This window comes from Clostridium sp. (assembly GCF_036781005.1).
Classification (GTDB): Bacteria; Bacillota; Clostridia; order Clostridiales; family Clostridiaceae; genus Clostridium_B.
This window is the reverse complement of record NZ_DAIQBT010000001.1, coordinates 60,169-83,870: the sequence shown is the minus strand read 5'-3', so window position 1 is coordinate 83,870 and position 23,702 is coordinate 60,169. Positions and strand designations below refer to the sequence as shown.

The 23,702-nt window shown below is 30.1% G+C and carries 17 protein-coding genes and 1 riboswitch; of the genes, 6 read left to right on the top strand and 11 right to left on the bottom strand.

The genetic code is table 11. The features are described from left to right. Positions 1-3 precede the first annotated feature (3 nt). The 9 genes from V7Q02_RS00350 to V7Q02_RS00310 form a co-directional block, all read right to left on the bottom strand. Complete coding sequence (locus V7Q02_RS00350; RefSeq protein WP_333858965.1) at positions 4-3,414, bottom strand: tubulin-like doman-containing protein; 3,411 nt, start codon at positions 3,412-3,414, stop codon at positions 4-6. A gap of 22 nt (positions 3,415-3,436) precedes the next feature. Continuing rightward, complete coding sequence (locus tag V7Q02_RS00345) at positions 3,437-5,185, bottom strand: vWA domain-containing protein (RefSeq protein WP_333858964.1); 1,749 nt, start codon at positions 5,183-5,185, stop codon at positions 3,437-3,439. Between the two features lie 13 nt (positions 5,186-5,198). Then, on the bottom strand, positions 5,199-6,611 hold the full coding sequence (locus tag V7Q02_RS00340) for a TRAFAC clade GTPase domain-containing protein (RefSeq protein ID WP_333858963.1): 1,413 nt from the start codon (positions 6,609-6,611) through the stop codon (positions 5,199-5,201). A gap of 42 nt (positions 6,612-6,653) precedes the next feature. Continuing rightward, on the bottom strand, positions 6,654-9,311 hold the full coding sequence (locus V7Q02_RS00335) for a GAP1-N2 domain-containing protein (RefSeq protein WP_333858962.1): 2,658 nt from the start codon (positions 9,309-9,311) through the stop codon (positions 6,654-6,656). Positions 9,312-9,319: 8 nt separating this feature from the next. Beyond that, a complete protein-coding gene (locus tag V7Q02_RS00330) occupies positions 9,320-10,498 on the bottom strand; it encodes a hypothetical protein (protein ID WP_333858961.1) in 1,179 nt (392 codons plus the stop codon). 35 nt (positions 10,499-10,533) lie between these two features. After that, a complete protein-coding gene (locus V7Q02_RS00325) occupies positions 10,534-11,526 on the bottom strand; it encodes a hypothetical protein (protein ID WP_333858960.1) in 993 nt (330 codons plus the stop codon). A gap of 38 nt (positions 11,527-11,564) precedes the next feature. Next, positions 11,565-11,909 (bottom strand): phenylpyruvate tautomerase MIF-related protein, encoded by a 345-nt coding sequence (locus V7Q02_RS00320; RefSeq protein ID WP_333858959.1) that lies wholly within the window; start codon positions 11,907-11,909, stop codon positions 11,565-11,567. Positions 11,910-12,117: 208 nt separating this feature from the next. Then, complete coding sequence (locus V7Q02_RS00315; protein WP_333858958.1) at positions 12,118-12,378, bottom strand: spore coat protein; 261 nt, start codon at positions 12,376-12,378, stop codon at positions 12,118-12,120. A gap of 20 nt (positions 12,379-12,398) precedes the next feature. Then, positions 12,399-12,605 (bottom strand): hypothetical protein, encoded by a 207-nt coding sequence (locus tag V7Q02_RS00310; protein ID WP_333858957.1) that lies wholly within the window; start codon positions 12,603-12,605, stop codon positions 12,399-12,401. A 212-nt stretch (positions 12,606-12,817) separates the two neighbouring features. Between V7Q02_RS00310 and V7Q02_RS00305 the strand changes: the two genes are divergently transcribed. The 6 genes from V7Q02_RS00305 (at position 12,818) to V7Q02_RS00280 (ending at position 21,426) form a co-directional block, all read left to right on the top strand. Further along, entirely contained in the window at positions 12,818-13,195 is a 378-nt protein-coding gene (locus V7Q02_RS00305; RefSeq protein ID WP_333858956.1) for a PH domain-containing protein, read from the top strand. A gap of 199 nt (positions 13,196-13,394) precedes the next feature. Beyond that, positions 13,395-13,970, top strand: coding sequence for a VanZ family protein (locus V7Q02_RS00300; RefSeq protein ID WP_333858955.1), 576 nt, complete (start codon positions 13,395-13,397; stop codon positions 13,968-13,970). A gap of 130 nt (positions 13,971-14,100) precedes the next feature. Further along, positions 14,101-14,184: riboswitch (cyclic di-GMP riboswitch) on the top strand. Between the two features lie 134 nt (positions 14,185-14,318). Beyond that, complete coding sequence (locus tag V7Q02_RS00295; protein WP_333858954.1) at positions 14,319-15,395, top strand: glycosyltransferase family 2 protein; 1,077 nt, start codon at positions 14,319-14,321, stop codon at positions 15,393-15,395. A gap of 6 nt (positions 15,396-15,401) precedes the next feature. After that, positions 15,402-16,958, top strand: coding sequence for a hypothetical protein (locus tag V7Q02_RS00290; protein WP_333858953.1), 1,557 nt, complete (start codon positions 15,402-15,404; stop codon positions 16,956-16,958). Between the two features lie 13 nt (positions 16,959-16,971). Further along, positions 16,972-19,200, top strand: coding sequence for a glycosyltransferase family 2 protein (locus V7Q02_RS00285; RefSeq protein ID WP_333858952.1), 2,229 nt, complete (start codon positions 16,972-16,974; stop codon positions 19,198-19,200). A gap of 12 nt (positions 19,201-19,212) precedes the next feature. Then, positions 19,213-21,426: a cellulose biosynthesis cyclic di-GMP-binding regulatory protein BcsB gene (locus tag V7Q02_RS00280; protein WP_333858951.1), complete on the top strand. Its 2,214-nt coding sequence runs from the start codon at positions 19,213-19,215 to the stop codon at positions 21,424-21,426. A gap of 202 nt (positions 21,427-21,628) precedes the next feature. Here the strand turns inward: V7Q02_RS00280 and V7Q02_RS00275 are convergent, their stop codons facing one another. Together V7Q02_RS00275 and V7Q02_RS00270 are read right to left on the bottom strand one after the other, a co-directional pair. After that, entirely contained in the window at positions 21,629-22,990 is a 1,362-nt protein-coding gene (locus tag V7Q02_RS00275) for a HAMP domain-containing sensor histidine kinase (RefSeq protein ID WP_333858950.1), read from the bottom strand. Next, on the bottom strand, positions 22,974-23,663 hold the full coding sequence (locus tag V7Q02_RS00270) for a response regulator transcription factor (protein WP_333858949.1): 690 nt from the start codon (positions 23,661-23,663) through the stop codon (positions 22,974-22,976). The genes V7Q02_RS00275 and V7Q02_RS00270 overlap by 17 nt, the downstream gene beginning before the upstream one ends. Positions 23,664-23,702 lie beyond the last annotated feature (39 nt).

The following is a 23,702-nucleotide window of genomic DNA, read 5'->3' as shown; positions in this document are numbered from 1 at the left end:
AAATTATTGTTCAAGCTGTTTTCTTACTTCCTTCAGTCTTGGAAGCATCTCATTGTAGAAGGTAAAAAGTTCATCTCCATTTACCAATTGGTACCTTCTTATATCAAGTTCCTCTATACAATCTTTAAAATTTTCAAGGAGAGCATCTATATTTAAAATAAGGGTTTTTGTACCTTCCTCCATAGAAAGATTCTCCAGCCTTCTATCAGAGGTTACATCTATAATTACCTTATCCCTTTCATCTAGTGAAGCATACTTTTTAAATAAGGCCTCATGCTGATATTCTTTCTCTTTTAAAGTATTTATAAAGGGTTCTATGCTTACTTTGCTGTCTTCTCCTCCATTGTAAATATAAAATACTCCTTTTTTTACTATGGTATCTGTGTAAAGTGCCCTTAAAAAATTGTCCCTATCTTTCTGCACTTTACTTAAACCTTCTATAATACCTTCAAGCTCTTCTTTTTTATCCATAATTGCTTCATATTTTTCTACTTCCTGTAATAGAAGTCTTGTAAGTTCTGGGGTTCTTATAAGATTACTCTGTGCTTTTTCTTCATCACTACTTTCAAATATATAATACTTTTGCATATCATGATTTTCAACTGGAGTAATTCCCTCTTTCAAAAGTTTTTCAATATCTGCTATAGCCCTTTTTATTTCTCCTACATTTGGCGTATCCGCTTCCTGGTAAATACTATACCCTTTCATAAACTCATCTATATTAGAATTCTCTGTAATAATACATTTGTATCTTTCATTGCTTCCCTTTCCACTATCTATTACACATCCAAGTTCCAATCCCCTTTTAAAGAGTTCCCGTACCTCTTCGTTATAGTCCTTTACCCTTTCATTTACATAAGTTGTACCCCAAGACTCCTCAGGAATAGGTGATGGAAGGTATATCCAGTTCCTGCTTTCACTTTGATACAGATGTCTTCCTATTCCATCCCTTTCAAACAAGGTTTTTTCATATATTTGTTCATAGTGCTTTATAGGAGCATAGGAATAAAGGGGTACTCCATTTTTGGTGTTCAACCAGAATATCCTGTTGGTTACAGTACTTTCTTTAATGTTAATAGAGTCACCTTTGTGGGAATTTCTCTTGTATTCTTTGATTCCTTCCAGGATCTTTTTGGCATTTGTAGGTACTGAAACCATACTCCATGTAGGAAAATTTACAGCTTCCATGTTGCTTATGTGGAAAATGGGAACTGCATCCTTATCAAGTTTTGGTGCTATGTTATCCTTTATTATGCTTATAATGGATTTATCCTCCCCATATTGAAGAGATAAAAACTCTTCCATAGACTGGGTTATCACTTCTCCATATTCTTCAGAGACAAAATTTGAAATTGATCCCACCACATCTATGTGAACTTCATCCAGCCATTTTTGGGACTCTTCCAAAAGTTTGTAGGAAAATCTTCTGACAAGTTCATCTGCAGTTTCTTTATTTACAACCCTGTCTATATAGTCTGTCAGATCCGGAACCTTAACCACCGTCCAGGAATAAGTTCTTCCAAGGGCTCCTTCTATTTCTTCCCCTTTTGCCAATATATCTCCATCTTCTTTGAATATTTTATTTAATTCATTTAATATATCCGTATACACTTTGTATATCTTGTGGTTTAACTGACTTAAATTTTCAATTACTTTTTCATAGAACTCTATCATTCTTATAACTTTTTCTTCTTCTGCCTTTAATATATATTCCTCGCTTTTTGCTTCTATAAAGTCATTTTTTCTTCCCTCTTTGGTGAATAAAATTGCCTTTTTAGCTTGCAGAAACCTATCTTCTGAAAGTTCTTTTTTAAGCTTTATCTCTCTTGATATATTAGATAGTCTTTCCTTCAGCGATGTGATTTGAACTTCCAGTGTCTTTATAACACAAAAGCTCTTGGAAAATAATATTCTGGAAGCATAAAAAGGTCCTCTCTTTGGATCTTTAAAAATTCCATCCACCAATTGTCTTGCTTCTTTTTCAATATGACCTGGATATTGAGTTTTCACCTTATTGTATTCATTTATACAGTCTCTTAAATATTCTTTCATTTCCTCGTCAATATTAACTGACTGTTTTTTTATTACATTGCTGTAGTTATATTTTTCCCTATCCTTATATCCTGTTATAGGCTTTCTGTTTTGAAGCTGTTCCTCGAATCTTTCCGTCACTGCGTCCTCATCCAGTTTAAGCCTTCTTATAAACTTATCCACTTCATTTTCCTCTGGAACATTATTAAACATATACTGCATCTTTTCAAAAAGCTTATAGGCAATATAGGTGGTTATCTCCTCCAGAGGGAGTACTGCAGAAGCTGCTCCTATAATTACATATTTGTAGTTTGCCATATAGGGTTTTGCCATATTGTCTGTATTTTGTTTTAAATTGCTTATATAATCCTGTATGGCAAACACACCGCCAGATTCCCTTACTTCACTGGACATAAAGTTTACAATATTTTCTGCTGTTACATTCATACAGTAGTCATAGCCATTACTCATAGGTCTTCCATCTATATTGGTAGCAGAAATCAGATGACACAGATTAAAAGGGGGCATTGGTGAATCCACTGTAAGTCTGTTTCTATATTTTTGTGTAAATCTCTCATGTCTATCCCCCATACCCATAAGATAATCTAGTTCTTTAAGTGCCGCAAAGCCATTTTTTATTATGTAAGATTGTGCTGACTGATTATCCGCAGATCTTGACAGATTTACATCCGGTGTAAATAAATACCCCATTATATTAACCTTGTCATCACCCTTTGAGCCATATATATTGTTCATTATTCCCCTTACTATATAGGCTATATCTATAAAAGTACCGCTTCCTGTTCCCCCGGAAAGGCCAGAAAGTATAAATACATGAAGAGTTTCTTCCTTATCTTCCTGCAGCAATCTTATCTTCTTTTCAATACAGTCCACAATTTCGTTGATTTTTGTAAACAACAAAAGTCTTCCTATCTGTCTTACTCCTCCGGCACCATCCGTACCACTTTCAGAGGACAACTCCGGTGACAACCACTCCTTTATACAGTCATCCAATATTTTACGATCTTTTAAAATAGACCTTATTTCTGCATTTGACAACATGACCAGTTCACTTTGAGGGTCAAGACCCACCCCTCCATTTCCAGGGTATCTTTTATTCTTTTCTCCCTGATTGGTTTCAAAACCTAAAAATTCTACTTTTTTAGGTTTATCCTTTCTTGTGTTTGAAAGGGTATCCTCCTCCAGAATAAATCTCTTGTTGATTTGGTATTTCAATCTGAGCATTGCATCTATGCCTGTTCCACCAAGTCCTATTATAAGCATAGGGTTTGGTATGGTCTCTATTCTTATTTTATCACTTATAATCCCTCCGCCCCTGCTTACTTCAAGGTCTTGAAGGTGTTCTCTAATTCTGCTGTTCATAATCTATCTTCCTTTCCTATACCTATTTTGCGTGAAATTCCACCAATATGCTCTTTGGAACCTTATTTAAAAACACTTTTATTTTATTTCCATTATAAAGTGTTACCTTTTGGCTGTTTTCAAGTACTTTTCCAGACCTTTGAAGGCTGCACTGTGATTTATTAATCACCTCCAGGCTGTCATCATTTCTAAATACAAATTTTATGGATTCAGTTTCTGAATATTCCTCTTTAAGTCCAAGTACATCAAACAAAGTAAAGCTTCCTCTGTAGCTATCTAAATTTCTAAACTGGGGAGATAAAGCTTCCCCTGTATTTTCATCTTTTATATTTAATTCTATACGACCAAATCCACTGATACGTTTCTTTCTTACCGCCATAATAATTATATAGGCACAAATAACAGCCAGTATAATTCCAATTACAGTTAAAGTTATGGGATTTTTAATAAAGGATTTTGACCCGTTCTCAGATGCCGCTGCCTTATCTTCAGTATTTTCTCCTATAACCAATGTATTGCTTTCTCTATAAAAACTATCTCCATCTACTTTTACTTTAAGCTTGTATTTTCCCTCTTCCAGATAAGAGTACTCACCTTTAAATAAATTTTCTTCTTGAGTGAGGGGTATTTCCTTGGTGGAGTTATCCTTTAAATTTTCAACAATAAGTTTTGCATTTACATTTTTATAGAGTTCATTATCCTTAACCCTATCCCCGTTACTGGTAAAATAAGCTTCAACTTTCACTTTGTCTCCCTTAGTTGGATTTTTGGGAGTAAAAGTTGCCTTTAGTTGAATATCATAGTTAAATATATAACTTACTTTTATGTCACTTCCACTTACTCCTTTAACCTTAACTGTCCACTGACCCTTTACAGGATTTAGAATCTTAAGCATTGAATATTTTGAAGATGAAGTAAAAAGGGCATTTTTAGAAGGTATGGAAACCTCACTTCCTGAAGGATCTAAAAGTTTTACTTCCACAGGAGCACTTGAAAGCATTGAAATATTTGCCTCAAGCACATTTGAGTTTGGTATATTCACCTTAAATTCCTGAAAATCTCCATTAGCTTTAATAGTACCTCCCTCTTGAACCTTCAGCTTTGAATTATCTGCATATATATCCCTAAGAATTGCAGGAAGATCCGCAGCAGTATTTGTTATGTAATTTTTACCTCCAGTGGAACTTGATATGTCACCAAGCTGTGTTTTATCTACAGTTCCATTATAATTAAGTCCTATGGTATATACAGGATAACCTTTACTTTTACAGATTCCAAGGGCATTTTTCAAATCACCTAAAGACTGTTCCTGACTCCTTTGGGGATCATTTTTTCCATCTGATAATAAAATTATAACAGGATTGTTTCCAGCTTCATGTCCACTTTCCATTAATTTTACCCCTTCTAAAAGTCCCAACCCCGTATCTGTTTTTTGCCCCAGAGAAATATCAGAGGCCATGCTCTTTATTCTATCTCTATCTTCCGTTGAATTTATACTGTCTAAATTATGTTCTCTTACTATGCTATCCGAATAAGCAACAAGCCCTGCCTTGTTGCCTTCAATCTGACCCATATCAAGAAACATCTTTATAGCTTCTTCCCTTATTTTTTCAGGGTCACTTTCTGCCATGGAACCACTGGAATCCAGTACAAAGATAACATCCATACCTGTTCCCCATTGTGCTGCCAGAACACCTGAAAAAGGAATACAAGCCATCTGAAGTACGTATATTAAAATTACAACTAAAATCCATTTAGTCTTGTTATTCACAATAATACACTCCTTATTTAAGCTCACTATTTATCTCACTTAAAATCCACTTTACAACCCCTGCTGCTGCAGTTTTTTCATATTGAAGCAGACTGCTGGAAAAGAATTTATACCTTTTAAAGTTATATTCAAACTTCTTTATTATGGCATCCTCCCCCATCTCCCGCAAGAAATCTTCTATAGGTCCATTATACCCAAACAAATCCATTTTATTTATTATAATGGCACAAGGTATGGGTATGAGTTTTTTAGGTTCAATTTCATTAATTTCCCTAAATGCCAGTATAAAACGATCTATAATATCATGTACATTTATATGCTTTATGCTGTCCTTTAAAAATACATTCCCCAAAATATATTTTTGTGTACCCACCATACCAAGAGGATCTATGACAAAAATCATCCCTTCAGTATACCTATAATGTTTTTGTGTCCTTATATTGGCTTTTGAATTAAAATATTCCCCTCCAATATCATAAAGGTATAGAAGTTTTTCACTTGAAAATTTAGGTGAATTTATAAAAATATTATATACCTTCAGTTGATTGCTATAGGTTTTTTTAGGTGGAATACCTCTCTTAAAAGATTCTAAATCTTTCAAGAGGGTATACTTAAAGCTTTCATTTAGAAATGATATGCTCCAATTTTTTTCCTTTGAAATATGATCCATTAAGGTATTTATGGCAGAATATACAAAGGAAGTTTTCCCGGAAGATTCAGCCCCTACCACAGGTATACACAGTGGAGAAGACTCTCTGCTTTCAATATCTTCTCCGCATACAGGGCAAAGGGCCTTCAATTTATACCTTCCCCCAAAATTGGTACAGGGAATTACTTCTTTACATTTACACCTTCTCTTTATTATACCATAGGGCCCTGGAATGAGCATTTTATGAATTCTTCCACAGTTTGGACATATATAGTGGGGTATATTAAATTGAGAAAGACAACTTGGACATATCCCTCTTATTTTTCCTCTTTTAAATTTGAACTTTTCACCACAAAACACTATAAAATAGAACACATAAATAGGACTGCTTATAATCGTTATTATTAAAAAATGTATTGAAACACAGATTGCATTTATTAAATTACCTAATACATATATTACTTTTTCACAAGTTTTTAACTTGTAATAGGTAAAATAGGATTTTGTATTAAGTCTGTTTTTTAACATTAAAATATTACCGCTGTTAATAGATTTTGCACTTTCATAAGTATTTGACAAATCCTCATATTGTTTCCTGAAAAAATATTTTTCTTGTGCAGGTTCCCCGAATTTTGCCTTGGTATTAAGGGAATACTTTCTACTAAAACTATATTCAAAAGCTTTAAAATAGCTTAAGGCACATTTAAAAAATCCACAAACCATCCCTGCAATTATACCTGCTGTACCTAAAAATACCAATGAAATAAAATCAAGCATATCTCTTAAAAATCACCTCCTGGCAGTTAATTAATATTATTCCTATTGTCTTTTAAAAAAATTAAACCGGCTTTTGTTTTTATTCTTTTCCTGTACTTTGATTATAATATACTGCCATTTTGTGATAATTTGTTCAACCTGTACAAGTTTTTTTACCTTTTCTTTAAAGCAACTATCATACTCTTTTAATTTTCTTTCAGAAATTTTCGAAAGAATATTTATAATTCTATCATCTAAAACCCCTGCTATGTTTTCCTCCATATCCTCCAAATTTTTAAATGTACATATTATAAAATCTAAAAACAGGTTATACCCTTCTATACCATAAATCTTTAGCACATCTTTATACCTTTTGGTAAACATGATATCTTCCAGGGTATCTATATATACATTGTAAAAAATACTGGCATGCACCTCACAGAATAATATTTTTTTAACTTTAAAATGTTCTTCTGGATTTTTAAGGAATACACATATACCAGATAGAAGCCACCTTAAATATTTTTCATAGGCACATTCATCCATGCGAGAAAAATCTACTTTAATTTCTTTAAGTAATGCAGTTTTATTTTGCTCTTTGGAATTTTGAATTTTATTTCCTATATACAGCAATTCTGATATGTGAAGAGGAGTCTTTATTTTAAACTGTTTTTTTATGTATACAGCCTTTTCTATAATATAAAATTCTTCCTCCCCCTGTTCTATACCAATTTTTTCTTCAAAACTTGTAAAAAGTTTTTCAAGTACATTTTTATGTATAAGGCTTATTAAAGAATTTTTCTCTATATAATCTATGATCTCCTTATATTCTTCCTGGGAAATATCCTTACTGCTTAGATATAATTGAAGACATTTTGAAAATTTTTTCTTCCTGTAATCTTGGAAAAAATAAAATACCTCCTCACAGTAATCTATAAAGAAATTTTCTTCACCAACTTTTTCTTTTAGTTCAAAAACATATATGGAAAACAAAAAGCTTTCCGAGCCCTTTAATTTATTTATTTCATTATATATTTGGCTCTTCCACCTGCTGTCTTTATCCCCTTCTTCTATAATAAAATTTGCCAAAGTCTCTCCAATTTCCTGAAGCCTTTTAGAATAACTGCCTATATAATAGGTTTTTAAAATTATCCTTGCAAAGTATTCATAATCTCTTTTAAAGGAATTTAGTATATCTAAAATATCTTCTGGGGACTTTATTAAAATTTCAAGACACTTGTTAAATAAAATAGTTGTATTCTTGTTTTCCCCTTCCATGCCAAATAGAACTTTTCTGTTTTTGCCATCAGCTTTATCATTAAACACAATTATATCCCTTACCAGAGTATTGAAATAGAACTTTGCATGTCTCACCTTTCCTCCCCGGACATAGATTTCAATATCTTTTATTCTATCTATATTAAGTGAAGCTCTCGTAAACTGTTCTACATTATAAACTGTTCTTATTCTATCATATAAATCTATTATATCCTGCTGGGGAATCTCTTCAACATCTACCAGAAGATAATGAACAGAATTAAAAAAGAATTCATAAGTTTTTGTTATATACTTCCTATTGCCTACTTCCTGCCCAGCTTTGAATAGAAATTTTGTTATTATCTCCAAAAGTTCTAAGTCCACCTGGGTGCTTATCTTATCCAGGTTTGGATCAAGCAATTTAAAGATTTCATCGTAAGCTTTTTTAGATTTATATCCAATTGCAAAACTCAATGCCTTTTTAATATTTTCAATACTTGATCTCTGTACCCCTTTTTTTACCATATTGTACAAACTTACAGAATTATCTATATTCTTGTCCAAAAAATTATATTCAAACTCACTTATAAAATCTATAAAGGGCATGAATATTTCCTTAGACACCGTATACCCTACTTCAGCCAATTTTATAAAACTACTGCTACTGCCACTGACCTCTTTAATCTCTTCTGAGAAATCATGGATAGAGTATCTATAGGATTTTTGTCCTTCTTTAAAATTAAATTTACTTCCATTTTTGTCTACACCACAAATTATATAGTTTAAGTCCTGGGGATTGTAAGAATAAGTGGTAAAGCTGAACTGGCTGGCCAATTTTTGAGGTATACACATTAAAACCGCTCCAATCCAAAAGGGCATATTACCTTTTTGGTCACAACATATTATTGTTTTTTTACTTTCACTATAATCTAGAAGGGATTCCATAAGCTGTATAAAAAATTTCCTTTTTTTATCTACTATTTCCTTTTTAAGAAATTCACTTATGGTATCAAAATTAACTATATTGCCTACTGATATTTCTTCAAGTTCTGGAAGATAGCGGGTTTTTTCTCTATTTTGTTCTTCCTTTGTAAGATGTGTTCTAAAAACAGGAGAACCATAAAGTTCTATAGGGTAAAAATCCCAGGGTTTTTCGGATATGAGTACATGACAAAAATAATTTCCGTATCTTCCCGAATAATCCTTGCCTATATATTTGCTGCTGCATATACAGTATTTATTATTTTTCAGTCTGAAATAGGAAAAAGACAGTGGAAACAATTTATCTATTTCATCCTGAGAAGGCAGTGTAGGTAGGTTGTCTGGAGGTACATATACACAATAGCTTTCAATTTCTTTTCTCTCTTCCTCTGTAATACCCTCTGACATAGAGTATGTTTGAAAGCCCATACCAGAAGACAGCCCTCTTTTGCATGAAGTATAAAAAAGTTGTTTAATTGCCATAACTCATATCACTTCCTCTTTTCTCCCCTTATCAGTTTATATTTATACAAAAGCCACAAAAATGGATCTTCTACCCTGTGAGGTCTTAATTTTGTTATTTTTCCATCCCTGGAGTCACACCCAAGGGCAGTTAACCCAAAATATCCATATTCTTTAAAATTCAAACTTAACTGCTCTGCAAAGTTTTCCCCTCCCCAACTTCTCACCAAGGATTCCATAGTTCCATTCATATCTTCAAAATCTGATAAGTCAAAACAGGCCTTGCTTATGTGTTTACTTGGATAATTTATACTGCTTGAAGGGTCTATTAAAGATTCCACTGCATCCATTTTTGAAAAAGCCACAGCCACGGGTATGTCTATAAGCTTATTCACTTTTATGCCATTTGCCTTTCTGATTAAATTTGCAGTTCTTGAGAGCAAATCTTCTATTTTTGTATTTTCCTCTGGAAGGGCTGTTCCCTCCGGCAGTCTTTCCCTTACATTTTCTAATTGCAGCGGATCAAGAAGAAATATTATACCAGAGGAATTATATATATACCTATTTTCAGTTTTCATGGTATCTTCAGAATCCAAATCCTCACCTGCAGTATCAAAAAAAGCAATGGTAACTACATTACTTATTCTTCTGCTTTTAAAAAATTTCCCTATAATTCCCTGTTCCTTAAATGTAAGATTGTATATGAGAGGCTGTTTTACAGAAGAATCTGTTTTAGCTGAACGAGTTACCCTTATAAGCTCATTTCTTTTAAAAACGGGATTATAAAAATCATTTCTGTATCTGTTTATGGTGGCATCATTTACCGCAGAGAGACTGCAATTAAAGGCAGACCCTATTTCATTCATTATTTTATTTATTAAAACTGCTATATAATGACTTTTTCCTGCCTCTTTTGCCCCAATTACAGCAAACACCAAATCATCATATTGTCCTATAGCAAAGGGCAATTCTTCCTTACAGGTTGGACATATTTTCACATGAGTTCTCTCCCCACATTCATTGCAGATCATAGAATCTACTATTTCATTTTTACTTTCTCCCATATCCGGTTTTAACAGGATACCTTCTCTTGCATTTTTACATATATCGGGATCATTTTTGCACATAAAATTCACATCACTTAAATTATGCTTTGAAAAACAATAGGGACATATATAATAATATTTCTTTTTTAAATTAAACTTCATGCTAAATCCTCCTTGGTATGCAGCCATATCTAAAATTATTTAAAATACAGTTTATCCTTTGCAGGAGATATTATTCTATACCTTTTGCTATTTTCATCCTCCATAAAAAACAATTTCACATACATATTTCTCCCTATACTACCAGCAGGTATAGAAAAAAACAAGTTTTCATCCTTGGTAAGAGTTTCATAATCCGTGGTAACAAGACTTTCTCCCTGGGATTTTTGAAGAGGCATATTTCCCACTCTTCCCACCAGCACAAGAGGTGGAATATTTATTTCTTTTTTATCTGTGGATAAAACTAATTCTGCAGTTTTTAATTTTCCTAAAATATTTCTTTTTATTTTTATTTCGTAGAATATTTCCTCTGGTATTTTATTTACCACAAGTCTTCTTTGTCCTTGAGAAAATATAACTTTTTCCCCTTGTTCTACTAAGGTATAAATAGAAAAATAGTAATTTCTCTCCAGCACCTTTTCCATGGTATAATCTCCTATAGTGGAACTGCCTTTTCTCTCCATCAAAATACGACAACAGGAGGAATCTCTTGAGTTTAAGGGAAACTTATCCATTCTATAGCACAGCATTACTTTTTCTATGCCTCGGGGCCATCCCCACTCTAGGGAAAGCTGGCCATACTTCACTTCAGCTCTTATAAAGGAAACTTCTGGAATATTATTTATGTCAAATACTTTCTCCTGGTTATTCAAGGGTTTATCCTTGCACATTTTTTCCTCTGAAAGCTCTTCAGAGATAGTATATACTGACTCTGTATTCTCTTTTTCCACGTCCTTTATTTTTTCTATATTTTCACTTTCTTCTTTTATAACTTTATTATTAAATTCCTGTATATATATATTATTCCCCGTTAACTCACTTATCTTTTCTCTTATATCATATTCAGATAATAAGGAGAATTTATTTACAAAATTATTTATTTCCTCTTTGGATATGACATCTTTGTATGAGAGTATTATGTCCACTTCATTACTTAACTCTTCAAGCTCATCTTGTTTTTTATCTTCCATAAATAATCCTCCTTAAACTATTACCATACCTAAATCATTTAGAACATTTTACCGTTAAAGCCCCAATCCTTCACTTCACTAAAAGTTATATATATGCTGTCTCCAGGTATATGGAGCTCTTTTTCATAAAGATCACATATCAATTGGGTAACTTTGCTTTTATATTCTCTTTCAGTAGTTCCAAATATCTTAACCTGCACAAAAGCTGCCTTATCCATTTCTTTTCCTCTGAAATAAATAGTTTTATTATCATCAAAACTTATCATAAGCCACTCTTCAGATTTTCCTGGAATTTTAGCAATAATTTCTCCCATTTTTTTCTTCAGTTCTTCCTTTTTCTCTTTTGAAAGTTCCATTGTAACTCTTGAACCTATATAAGGCATAAACACCCTTCCCTTCCTCTATGTATTATATAATTGAAGACATTTTTTATCATAATATGCTGTCATCTTATTAACATTATACGATAAATCCAAAATTTTTGGAGCGGTTTCTACAATATTTATTATGTTTGTGAAATAATTCTTAAACTCACCTATACTAAAAAATATAAGGAGTATGTATCTAAAAAATACATACTCCTTATATTCCTTATTTTAATGAACTCATGATTTGATTGGACTGATCCTTTAATTGTTGTACTTCTGATGTCTGAGCATCCTTTGTAGGATACCATCCTTTTTGTCTCATAGTGTCAAAAATTTTATATTGAACATCCTGGGCATTCTTAAAATTGTTTACCAGGGTATTTCTTAAATTGACACAGGAAGTTTCCGTTATTCCTGTACTATAGGCTGAAATGACCTGTTTTTCACTTGTCAAAAGGTCTTGCATAAGCTCCTTTTCATCCATAATTCTAATTCTCCTCTCTTTTATTGATGTGAATCCAAGTATGTTTTTAAAGAAACAAAATTTTGTCTGTGAACCTGGGCAGCTTCATTGCACAAGTTCTTTATTTGAATATCGCCGCACTTTCCCGAATAATCATTAAATTTCCTATTCATCAGTGCTTCATATCCAATTTGATCCTTTAATACTTTTAAATTACCGGAATCCAATTGTTTTTCGCCAGCTGTCATAAAAATTCCCTCCTTAAACTTTTTTACAAATATATTGTTCCCTTATAAATTAAAATTATATATAAAGAAGCCATATTTATTAAAAAACATATCTTTAGACAATATTTATTTTCACTTTTTAAAGTTTAAAAAAGGTATATTTTGACCATTAACCTTTTATCCTATATAATTAAGTTTAATCATAATATTATAATTAATTGGAGGAAAATTAAATGGGATTATTTGACGGTATAATGGGAAATGCCTCTGAAGTAAATATAAATCAGGTACAAAAAGATTTTGATAATATATTGACCTCTTCAGAAAATGTTGAAAAAGCATATAAATTAATTCGTGATATGTTTATCTTTACAGATAAAAGACTTATATTAGTGGATAAACAAGGAGTTACTGGTAAGAAAACAGAATACCATTCAATTCCATATAAAAACATTACTCACTTCAGCATAGAAACATCGGGAAATTTTGATTTAGATGCAGAACTAAAAATTTGGATCTCAGGAACCCAGCTACCTATAGAAAAACAATTCAATAAAAGTCTAAATATATATGAGCTTCAAAGTGTACTAGCCCAGTATGTATTGAAATAGACTTTAAGAAGGGTATTTATTTAAAATGGTAAAATACCCTTGTTTCACATACTATGAAGTAATTTATATTTTAAAATCGTTATATATACTGTAAGACTAAAAATCATACTAATTGGAGATGAAATTATTATGTTTACTATAGCTATAAAGTTATGAGTACCTATGTGTTATATTCTTTTGTGTTATATTTCAAATAATTATGATTAAAAAAGAACATAAAAATGGCCACAGGTATGGTTTAAGCCATTTTGTATGGGTCTATATTTTTTACATATATATAATCCTTGTATTTATTTGTACTGGTATTGGAACTAATTATGAATTTACACATTATACCAAATTACATGAAACCATTTATATATTAACTAAACTTAATTTGCTGCCATTTAGTTCTATTTCTGGAGGTATTGCAACTCATTTGGCAAATATCATAATGTTCATGCCTCTTGGTTTTTTACTACCATTTATCTGGAGACAATTCAAATCACCTAGAAAAGTAATAGGTACAGCATTACTTTTTTCATTGATAATTGAATTAAGCCAACTTTTGAATATGCGTTCTACTGATATAGATGATTTAATGATGAATACAATTGGATCATTTTTAGGATGGATAATTTATTCTTTATTTAAAAAGTTATTTAAGGATAGTCATAAGAAAGAATTTTATAGTTCAGATAAAAGGCTATCTTTTCTAGCTTACTACGAAGCTGACTTTTATCTCATTCTTTCATTTGCAGGAGTATTTTTGCTTTATAATCCCCTATTATTTTAACCTAGTTCAACATAGAAGCTACAATATACTTTTTTAATTTCGTAATTTTATTCAAAAAATTACATATTGACAAAATTTTTACGCCATGATAATATTTAAGTATATATCAATATTTAAACAATTACATACCACTACAGTTGGGAGCAATGAAACATTCCTTTTTACTTGGGCACTTTGGGAATTTGGAGCTAATAGTGCAACCCACCAATAAAGTTTACTAGTTTTTAAGACTAATAAATTTTATTGTTTTTTTATTTTATAACTTTAATAAACTATAAATATAAGATTAAAAATAATTGTACAAACATATAAAATTAAATAAAGGAATATAATTTTTAGGGGGATCATATGGTAAGTATAATAATACCTACATTTAATGAGAAAATAAATGTTATAAAAATAACAGATAGAATAAAGAATGCCCTTAATAACATTTATAACTACGAAATTATATTTATAGATGATAGTTTAGATAATACACCGGAATACTTAAAAAGTTTAAACTCTACACATAAAAATATAAGATATTCTCATAGAATAGGAAAAAGAAGTTTGTCAACCGCTGTAGTTTGTGGAATAAATATGAGTAAGGGAGACATAATTGTTGTCATGGATGGAGATTTACAACATCCTCCTGAATTACTTCCAGAAATGATAAAGTATGTAGAAGAAGGTTGGGACATAGTAATTCCAAGTAGACATTTAACTGATGAAGACAAAAATGGTTTAACTATTTCCAGAAAAATAATTTCAAATACAGCATCCATTATTGGAAAAATATTTTTAAGTAAATTAAAAAATATAAGTGATCCCACCAGTGGATTTTTTGCATTCAAAAAAAATATATTGGATGATGTTATTTTAAATCCTATAGGATGGAAAATACTTATAGAAATTTTAGTAAGGGCAAAATATAATAAAATAAAAGAAATACCCTATAAATTTGAAAAAAGAAGTTATGGAAATTCAAAAATGTCCTTTATTGAACAGATAAACTATTTAAAACATATATTTAGATTAGTATTGTATAGTGTAGATGATAGAAGAATATTTATATTTGCAATGATAGGTTCTCTAGGTGTACTTATAAATATGATATTTTATAATATTTTTATATTTTATGGAGTTAATATAAGTATTTCAGGAACGCTTTCAGCACTAATTGCTATGTTTGGAAACTTTATTTTAAATAGAAATATTACATGGAAAGACAAAAAAACCGAAAAAATCATTTTAGAAATTTTAAAATTTTTTACTATATCATCATGTGGAATAATTATAAATATAGTTATATTATATTCCTTACACTATAAACTGAAAATCAATTACAACATTTCAAATTTAGGAGGTATTTTAGGTGCAGTATTATGGAATTATAATTTAAATAGATTATGGACATGGAGAAATAATTTAAGGAGCTTTTAAATAACTATGGCAAAAAGTTATAATAAAAGTATATTTTTAAAACTACAAACAAAATCTTCATTACTACTATTTTTAGTTGTATTTATAACTGAATTTATTGCCGGTATTTATTTTAGTTATTTTAAAGGTATATTACTAAATGATGCTTTTAGCAGAACTGCTAATGCTTTTTATGTTCTTTATGTAAAACCTATCAGGCTTGCATCTATTGGTTTTGTATGGAATCCACTGCCAAGTATACTTCAATTGCCATTTGTGGCGTTATCTAAAATCTGGAGACCAATTGTTTCATCAGGTATTTCAGCTGTAATAATAACTTCAATTTCAGCTGGCTTTAGTGCCGTGCTATTACTTAAAACTTTTACAAAATTCAACATACAGAGAAAATATTCAATATGTATAATTCTTTTATATATTACAAATCCATTCATATTTTTTTATGGAATGAATGGAATGAGCGAGGAACCCTTTTTCCTAGCCATTATTTATATAGTAACCAATATGACTTTGTGGATGAAAAAGGGAAAACCAGAGTATATTGTAAAAATTTCATTTGCTCTAGCAGTAGCTTTTTTATGCAGATATGAAGCAATACCATTTTCAGCAGCAGTTGGTATTGGGGTTTTGATAAATATATTTTTTAATGAAAAAGAAAAAAAGTTTATCCCACATAATTTAAAAAGGGAAAAATATTATTATGCAGAAGGGACAACCATTGTTTTATACGCACCTATACTTTATACAATATTGATATGGATATTCTTGAATTGGACAATTACCGGAAACCCCTTTTATTTTTTAAATTCTGTTTATTCTAATGCAACTCAAAGCCAATTTACTAAACCTGCTGGTTCTTATTTAGAAATTATATTGTATATCCTTAAAAGAGCCCTGCCATTTTTACCTCCATTCTTTGCAATTATCATAACCAGGTTAACAACTAAAAGATTAGTAAAAAATGATTTTTTTATTTTATTTGTACTTATAATATCTATGATAATTTTTCATTTTCTAATGCTTATAAAAGGAAGTTCTTATGGATGGCTTAGATTTTTTTCTTACTCTTTGCCAATATGTATTGCATGGATTCCATATGAATTATCAGAATTTAAAAAAACATTACAGCCATTGTTTTTTAACATATTATGTGTATTTTTAATTATTTCATCTATATCAACTGTAATAGCTCTTTCCAGTCCGGTTATTGCTATAGAGGAACATTATGTTGTAGTTAGTGAACAATGTACGCAGATATCTGAATATATAAATGAAGAACTTCCAGATGATAAAGTAATGATGGATTCATTTTTAACTTCTGCAATTATTCTCAATATTAAAAATATCGATAATATTGTTGTCAGTAGTAATTTGAATTTTAATAAATATTTAAATTACCCGGCCAAATATGGAATTAAATATATAATAGTACCCGATCCTGATAATGGTATTGGAGTATTGGATTCATTTAATAAAAAATATCCTTCCCTATATAGGCAGGGAACTGATTGGTGTACTTTAAAAAAAGAATTTGAAGGATATAAAATATTCCAAGTTATTGATTAGAAGGTGATATAAAATGTCAGAGAGTACGGGAAAAATTGGTACTAAGCTTTTGAACAGAGGATATATAACTGAAGAACAACTAAAATTTGCTGTTGAATACCAGAAAGAACATGGTGGACTTATTGGTAATATATTAATTGAAAATAATTTTATAACATCAAAAGATCTAGAATATTTTATAAATACAAGTAAATTTTCAAGACTCGGAGAGAGGTTAATTCAATCAAAATTAATCAATCAAAAACAATTAATTAATGCTATGAATTATCAAAATGATAATGGTGGACGTATAGGTGACATTCTTGTATACCTAAAATACATTACCCAAAAACAATTGGATGATTTTTTAGCCATAGATAATAGACCCAAAATACCTATAGGTGAATTACTTATGGAAAAGGGCAAGATAACAAAAGAACAACTTGATGAAGCACTAGAACTTCAAAAAAAAAGTGGAGGTAAATTGGGTGATGTACTTTTATTTTTGAAATACATAACACCAGAAGATTTATACAGGGACTTAGCTACTCAAAACAACGTAGGAAGAGTAGGAAGAAACATTAATTTTAAAAATTTAAAAAAAATACCTTATGAAATAGCTCTTAAATATAATGCCATAATTATAAATGATAGAGAAAATTCGTATCTACTTGCAGTAAGTGAAATACTTTCTGATGATGATATTAAAAAAATTCAATTATATTTAGATAAACCTGTAGAGCAAGTTTTAGCTACAATGATTGAAATAGATAACTTTTGGGATGAAGCTTATAGCTATACTCAAACAGAAAAAAGTGTGTTTGAGTTGTATGACGAGCAACCGGAAAATTCCGCCATAGTAACTTTTTCTAACAACCAGAGAGTAGTTGTAATATTTATTATATCAGTACTTATTTTTATGATAGTTTTGAATTATAAATGCACATTTTTTTTACTAAATCTTTTTTTTCAAGCTATTTACGCGATTATGGCAGCATTAAAGCTCCTAATCATCATAAAAGGTGCCAATAAAAATGCCCAATTGATATTCACACAGGAAGAATTAGATAAAATTGATGAAAAAGAACTCCCCATATACACTATACTCGTTCCAGTTTATAAGGAATCAGAAGTTATCAAGGATTTAATAAAAAATATACAGAATATTGATTATCCTCAGTATAAATTAGATGTTTGTATACTTCTTGAAGAAGATGATATTGAAACTATTGATGTTATAAAAGATATGAATTTACCAAATAATTATAGAGCTATTGTAGTCCCAAACTCCACTCCTAAAACGAAACCAAAAGCATGTAATTATGGATTAATTAGAGCAAAAGGAGAATATGTTGTTATATATGATGCCGAGGATAGACCGGAACCGGATCAATTAAAAAAAGTTTATCTTTGCTATAAAAAGTTACCTGATGAATTCGTATGTATACAAGCTAAACTTAATTATTTTAATAGTAATCAGAATATACTAACAAAATGGTTTACCCAGGAATATAGTATGTGGTTTGAACTTCTTTTAGTTGGTATTATGCAATTAAAAACACCTATACCACTTGGTGGAACATCTAACCATTTTAAGATAGATTTTTTAAGAGAAGTTGGTGCCTGGGATCCCTTTAATGTTACAGAAGATGCAGATTTAGGTGTAAGACTTTTTAAAAAAGGATATAAAACTGGAGTGGTAGATTCTCGTACCTGGGAAGAAGCAAATTCACATTTAAAAAACTGGATTAGACAAAGATCTAGATGGATAAAAGGATATATGCAGACATGGCTTGTACATATGAGACACCCCATACAACTTTATAAATCACTGGGGTTTGAAGGTTTTATAGGCTATCAAGCTATGGTGTTGGGTACACCCCTCTTACCTATTATTAATCCATTTTTTTGGTTAATGCTTATATGGTGGTATGCTACTAAGGCTTTATGGATAAATTCTTTATTTCCTGGAATATTTTATCATATAGCAGCAATTCAACTTTTTTTTGGAAACTTTATTTTTATATATACCAATGCAATTGGTATGTATTGGGTAATAAGGGATTGTGCACTTAAAAAAGAACAGCCATTTTCTTACGGATTAATTAAATATGCACTTCTAACCCCTATTTATTGGATATTAATGAGTGTTGCTGCATATAAGGCATTATTTCAGCTTATTAAAAACCCTTTTTATTGGGAAAAAACTCACCATGGATTGACATCAAAACGAAACAACACAATTTTAAATAAAAATACTTAAAGGAGGACAAAAGTGTTTAAAAAATCCCTTTTTATAATTGCAGTAAGTTTGTTAATTTCTTTTATACTTTTAAATGGAAACGTATTAGCTGCGGCAGAGGACAATGCTCCCATGCACTGCTATGGTCTACAACTTTTTGATAAAAATCAAAACTTTACCATGCCTAAAAATTCATCATCATTTTTCTTTAAAATTCCTAAATACGCTGTATTAAACGATGACTGCTATGTAATTATACATTATGCTATTTCTAACACATTAATAAATGAACTTTCAAATATGTCTTTAAGTGTTAATGATATCCCTATTACCACAGAATTGATAAATAATATACAAAAAACATACTATGGTTTTTGGAAAATAAATATCCCCCTTAATACATTAAAATTAGGGGAACTAAATACCATTAAAATTGAAAGCAATCACCGCTCTATAATAGGTGACTGTGCTGATATTGATAATCTAGGCAACTGGGTTACTCTATATAATGATTCGAAATTATATATTTCAGATAAAAGTGTATATTCACCATCACTTTCAGAATTTTATTCTGCATATTTTGAGGATTTTAGTGATAAACAATCTTTGATAGCTAATTTTGTACTACCTAAATCTCAGAATAATAATTTAGTCTCAAATCTTTTAAAATTAAGTTCTTCTATTGGTGGTTCATATCCAGATAGAACTCTTATAAATTACAATGTTACAGAAGGTGACCTAAATCAAAAATTTGCTGTAAATTCTATATTCATTGCACCAACAAAAGAATTAAAAGAAAATAAAAGTTTAATTTTACCAAAAACTCAATTAACCCCAAATCAAGGATTTTTATCAATTTCAGATATAACTAAAGAAACTCCCTATTTCAATACTGTAATAAGTGGTGAAAACTCAGCTGGAATTGGTAAAGCTACCGATTTTATTTCTAATAATGCACTTTTAAATCAAGTAAAAAGCAACTCACTGGCTGTAGATTCCAATATAACCACTAAATACAATAAATTTATCAAAAACGAGGATGGCATATATAAATTTTCCGATTGGGGATATTCCGACATAAATTTAGCTGGAGCATTCCATCAAAAAACTAGTTTTTCATTTTTTCAGCCTAATGGTGTACAGGCCGCAAAAGGTTCTTATATAAATTTAAAATTCAAACACTCAAAGATACTACTTTCAGATAACTCTCTAATTACTATATATATAGACGGAAAAGTTATAAATAGCTCCAAACTGTCAGAATCTAATTCAGAAGATGGCAATTTAAAAGTTGAAATTCCAGATAGTGCTTTAAAAAAATCAATAATAAAAGTAGATATTGAAGTCTATAACTATATAGGGAAAATAGATTGTTCAAAAGATTATTATGACAGTGCATGGACATGTATAAATTCTGATTCCGAAATACGTTTAATTCCTGGAAAATCAAGTATTCAGCCATCACTAGATAACTTTCCATATTTCAATTTATATAATACCGATAAGCAGCCTAAAATTTTAATATCATTTTCGAAAAATACTGATAATGACAATTTAAATGTATCGGCAATTATTGCTAGCCGTATAGGACAAAATTTTAAAGAGACCTTTGATTTTGATATATTAAATGACAATACTTCAATGACAAAAGAACAGAAAGATACAGATATGATTTTTATAGGTTCATTTAATAATATCAATCTTCCGGACAAAATTAAAAACTCAATTCCCATAATTCCATTAGGAAACAATAAATTTAAAATCAAAGAGAATCTTAATATAGTACCAGAGATTTTAAAAAATAAAACAATAATTCAAGTAATTAGATCTCCTTGGAATTTTTATAAAAGAATATATGTACTAGCTTATGATAATAATTCCAATATAAAATCACTTCAATCAGTTTTAAGCAATATGGATACTTTACAAAAAATATCAGAACAAATTTCTATTATTGACAATACACTTTCAATTAATAATGTAGAAGTTAATGATCCAGCAAATGATAAAATACCAGTTACTTTCAGTTCTATTGTACAAATGACTGAAAATAAATCAGGACTTCCATGGTGGATACTTTTGATAGCCCTAATTTTAATAATAATATCTATAATTGCCATTATTAGATTAAAAAAGCAAACTAATCAATTTCAAGATGCAGGTAATAAAATAAAAAAATCTCAATCTTTTAAGGTTCAAAAAAATAAAGACAAAAAATCAGATAATGAAAATACAAAAAAGTCTTAAAAAAGAGAAAGCAAACTGGTTTTTAGATATGTGGAATAGAATTTGAGAGCATCATGCTCTCTTTCTTATTAAAATACTTGCACTTTGTAAAAAATGTGGAAACTCTTCCCAAAAGTAAAAGCATCAAAGTCTAACATTGATAACACCCCTATCTTCTTCAAAGTGGAGGATAAGTACTGTTCCACTTGTGGCCTGCTCTTTTCTAACAGGGATGATATATTTTGAATACCAAGCTATCACCTTCCCCATATACCTTTACAAAACCTCCTTGAAGCTTTATTATATTCTTAACAATCGATAATCCCAACCCGCTGCCTTCCTCTTGCCTTGATAAATCTTTTTTATATAATCTGTCAAAAAAATTTTCTAAATCATTATGGGAGATGGAATCATAGGGTATATTTGATATCCAGAGCACTGCATAAAACCTATTGTTAAAAGTTTCTTTATCAACACCAAACTGAACAATTGTATTTTCTTTAGAATACTTCAGCGCATTAACTAGGAGATTATTCACCGCTCTTAGAAATAAATTAGGATCTGATTCAATATGAATAGGTTCTCGGGATAAATCAAGCAAAAGTTTCAAACCTTTTTCAGTAAATTCCTCCTCCTCTTCCTCAAATATCTGACGTGCCAATTCATTTACTTCAATTTTCTTTTTTTCAAGGATAATATCCTTAGAAGAGAGTTTTGAGTATTCAAAAAAATCCTCAAGCATATTTTTCAAATATATCCCTCTTTTATCCACTATGTTTATATAACTGTTAAGTTCATCTTTTGATTCGTATTTGTCATTTTTAATCATATTTATGTATCCAAGAATAGTAGTTAATGGTGTTCTTAAATCATGAGCTATATTAGTCAAAAATTCATTTCTATTTTTTTCTTCTTTTTCAATCTTTGAAGCCATGTAATTTATGTCCTCAGCAAGTTCCCGCAGTTCATTTTTGTACTTTAATGGAACAGGGCAGGATAAATTGCCTTCTGTAATATTTCTAACTGTTGATTTTATTTTAGATACATAGGATATACGTCTCCATATAGACAAGAAAAAAATAATTATAAAAACTATGATTGTCATTATACCTACTATATTTCCCTTTTCTAATTTTCCATAGCCAATGTATATATAGTATAGATAGCATCCTTCTTTTAAATAATCACATCTGGTTATTTTAACCAGGTTATCTCTATGTGTATTCAAAAATTCAAATGTCTTTTTGCCATCTACAATTTCATGTGAATCTATACTTTTTATTTCCTTGTTATTTGAAGCTATTATTCTCCCATCTTTATGTACTATAAAAATAAAGTATAACATGCTGAATTTTTCATCCATATACTTTTGTATGTTACCAGAATTATTCATATCCATATTTTTTAAATCCTGTTCAACTTTAGTAATCATATCTTCATGTACATATTTTGAAGTATCTTTGGAATCATTTAAAAAAAATCCTAAAACAAATTCCTTCAAAAAAACCACAAGTATAAGTGATATAATTAATGAAATGATAGCAGAAAAAACCAATTCACTCCTAAGTTTAAATATTCTTTTCAATTTTATACCCTACTCCCCAGATAGTTTTTATATACTTACCCTGTTTAACACTATCCCCAAGCTTTTCCCTCAAATTTTTAATATGCATAGTTACAGTATTGTCATTTTGCATAAAATTATCTTTCCAGATCATTTCATAAAGCATTTCAGTTGAATACACTCTGCCTCTATTATAGGCCAAGGTATATAAAATTTCATATTCCTTAGGGGTTAATATTATTTCCACATTATCCTTTTTCACTGTATGTTCTAAAGTATTGATTTCAATGTTTTTGATTTTCAGTACATGGTTCTGTGATGTATTACTAATATTTGTTCTTTTAAGTATAGCCATAACCCTTAATGAAAGCTCAGTAAAATCAAAAGGCTTTACTATATAATCATCACATCCATCTATGAATCCTTTTATCTTGTCTACTTGTTGTCCTTTTGCGGTAAGCAATATAACAGGTATACTGGAAAATTCCCTAAGTTTAAGGAGCATTGTATAGCCATCCATTTTGGGCATCATTATATCCAGAAGTACTAAAGAAACTGTCTTTGATTTTACAATCTTCAATCCATCTTCTCCATTACATGCAGACTGTACAACATACCCTTCTTTTATAAAATAATTTGCAAGCATTTCTCTTATATCTTTGTCATCATCTATTATCAATATTTTTTCTTCCATAAACATCACCTAATTTAAAATTATATCATTTTTTTCTGC

Coding starts and splice junctions, on each gene's coding strand:
- V7Q02_RS00350 (WP_333858965.1), bottom strand. CDS start 3,414: ATGAACAGCAGAATTAGAGAACACCTTCAAGACCTTGAAGTAAGCAGG.
- V7Q02_RS00340 (WP_333858963.1), bottom strand. CDS start 6,611: ATGCTTGATTTTATTTCATTGGTATTTTTAGGTACAGCAGGTATAATT.
- V7Q02_RS00335 (WP_333858962.1), bottom strand. CDS start 9,311: ATGGCAATTAAACAACTTTTTTATACTTCATGCAAAAGAGGGCTGTCT.
- V7Q02_RS00330 (WP_333858961.1), bottom strand. CDS start 10,498: ATGAAGTTTAATTTAAAAAAGAAATATTATTATATATGTCCCTATTGT.
- V7Q02_RS00325 (WP_333858960.1), bottom strand. CDS start 11,526: ATGGAAGATAAAAAACAAGATGAGCTTGAAGAGTTAAGTAATGAAGTG.
- V7Q02_RS00320 (WP_333858959.1), bottom strand. CDS start 11,909: ATGCCTTATATAGGTTCAAGAGTTACAATGGAACTTTCAAAAGAGAAA.
- V7Q02_RS00315 (WP_333858958.1), bottom strand. CDS start 12,378: ATGGATGAAAAGGAGCTTATGCAAGACCTTTTGACAAGTGAAAAACAG.
- V7Q02_RS00310 (WP_333858957.1), bottom strand. CDS start 12,605: ATGACAGCTGGCGAAAAACAATTGGATTCCGGTAATTTAAAAGTATTA.
- V7Q02_RS00305 (WP_333858956.1), top strand. CDS start 12,818: ATGGGATTATTTGACGGTATAATGGGAAATGCCTCTGAAGTAAATATA.
- V7Q02_RS00300 (WP_333858955.1), top strand. CDS start 13,395: ATGATTAAAAAAGAACATAAAAATGGCCACAGGTATGGTTTAAGCCAT.
- V7Q02_RS00295 (WP_333858954.1), top strand. CDS start 14,319: ATGGTAAGTATAATAATACCTACATTTAATGAGAAAATAAATGTTATA.
- V7Q02_RS00290 (WP_333858953.1), top strand. CDS start 15,402: ATGGCAAAAAGTTATAATAAAAGTATATTTTTAAAACTACAAACAAAA.
- V7Q02_RS00285 (WP_333858952.1), top strand. CDS start 16,972: ATGTCAGAGAGTACGGGAAAAATTGGTACTAAGCTTTTGAACAGAGGA.
- V7Q02_RS00270 (WP_333858949.1), bottom strand. CDS start 23,663: ATGGAAGAAAAAATATTGATAATAGATGATGACAAAGATATAAGAGAA.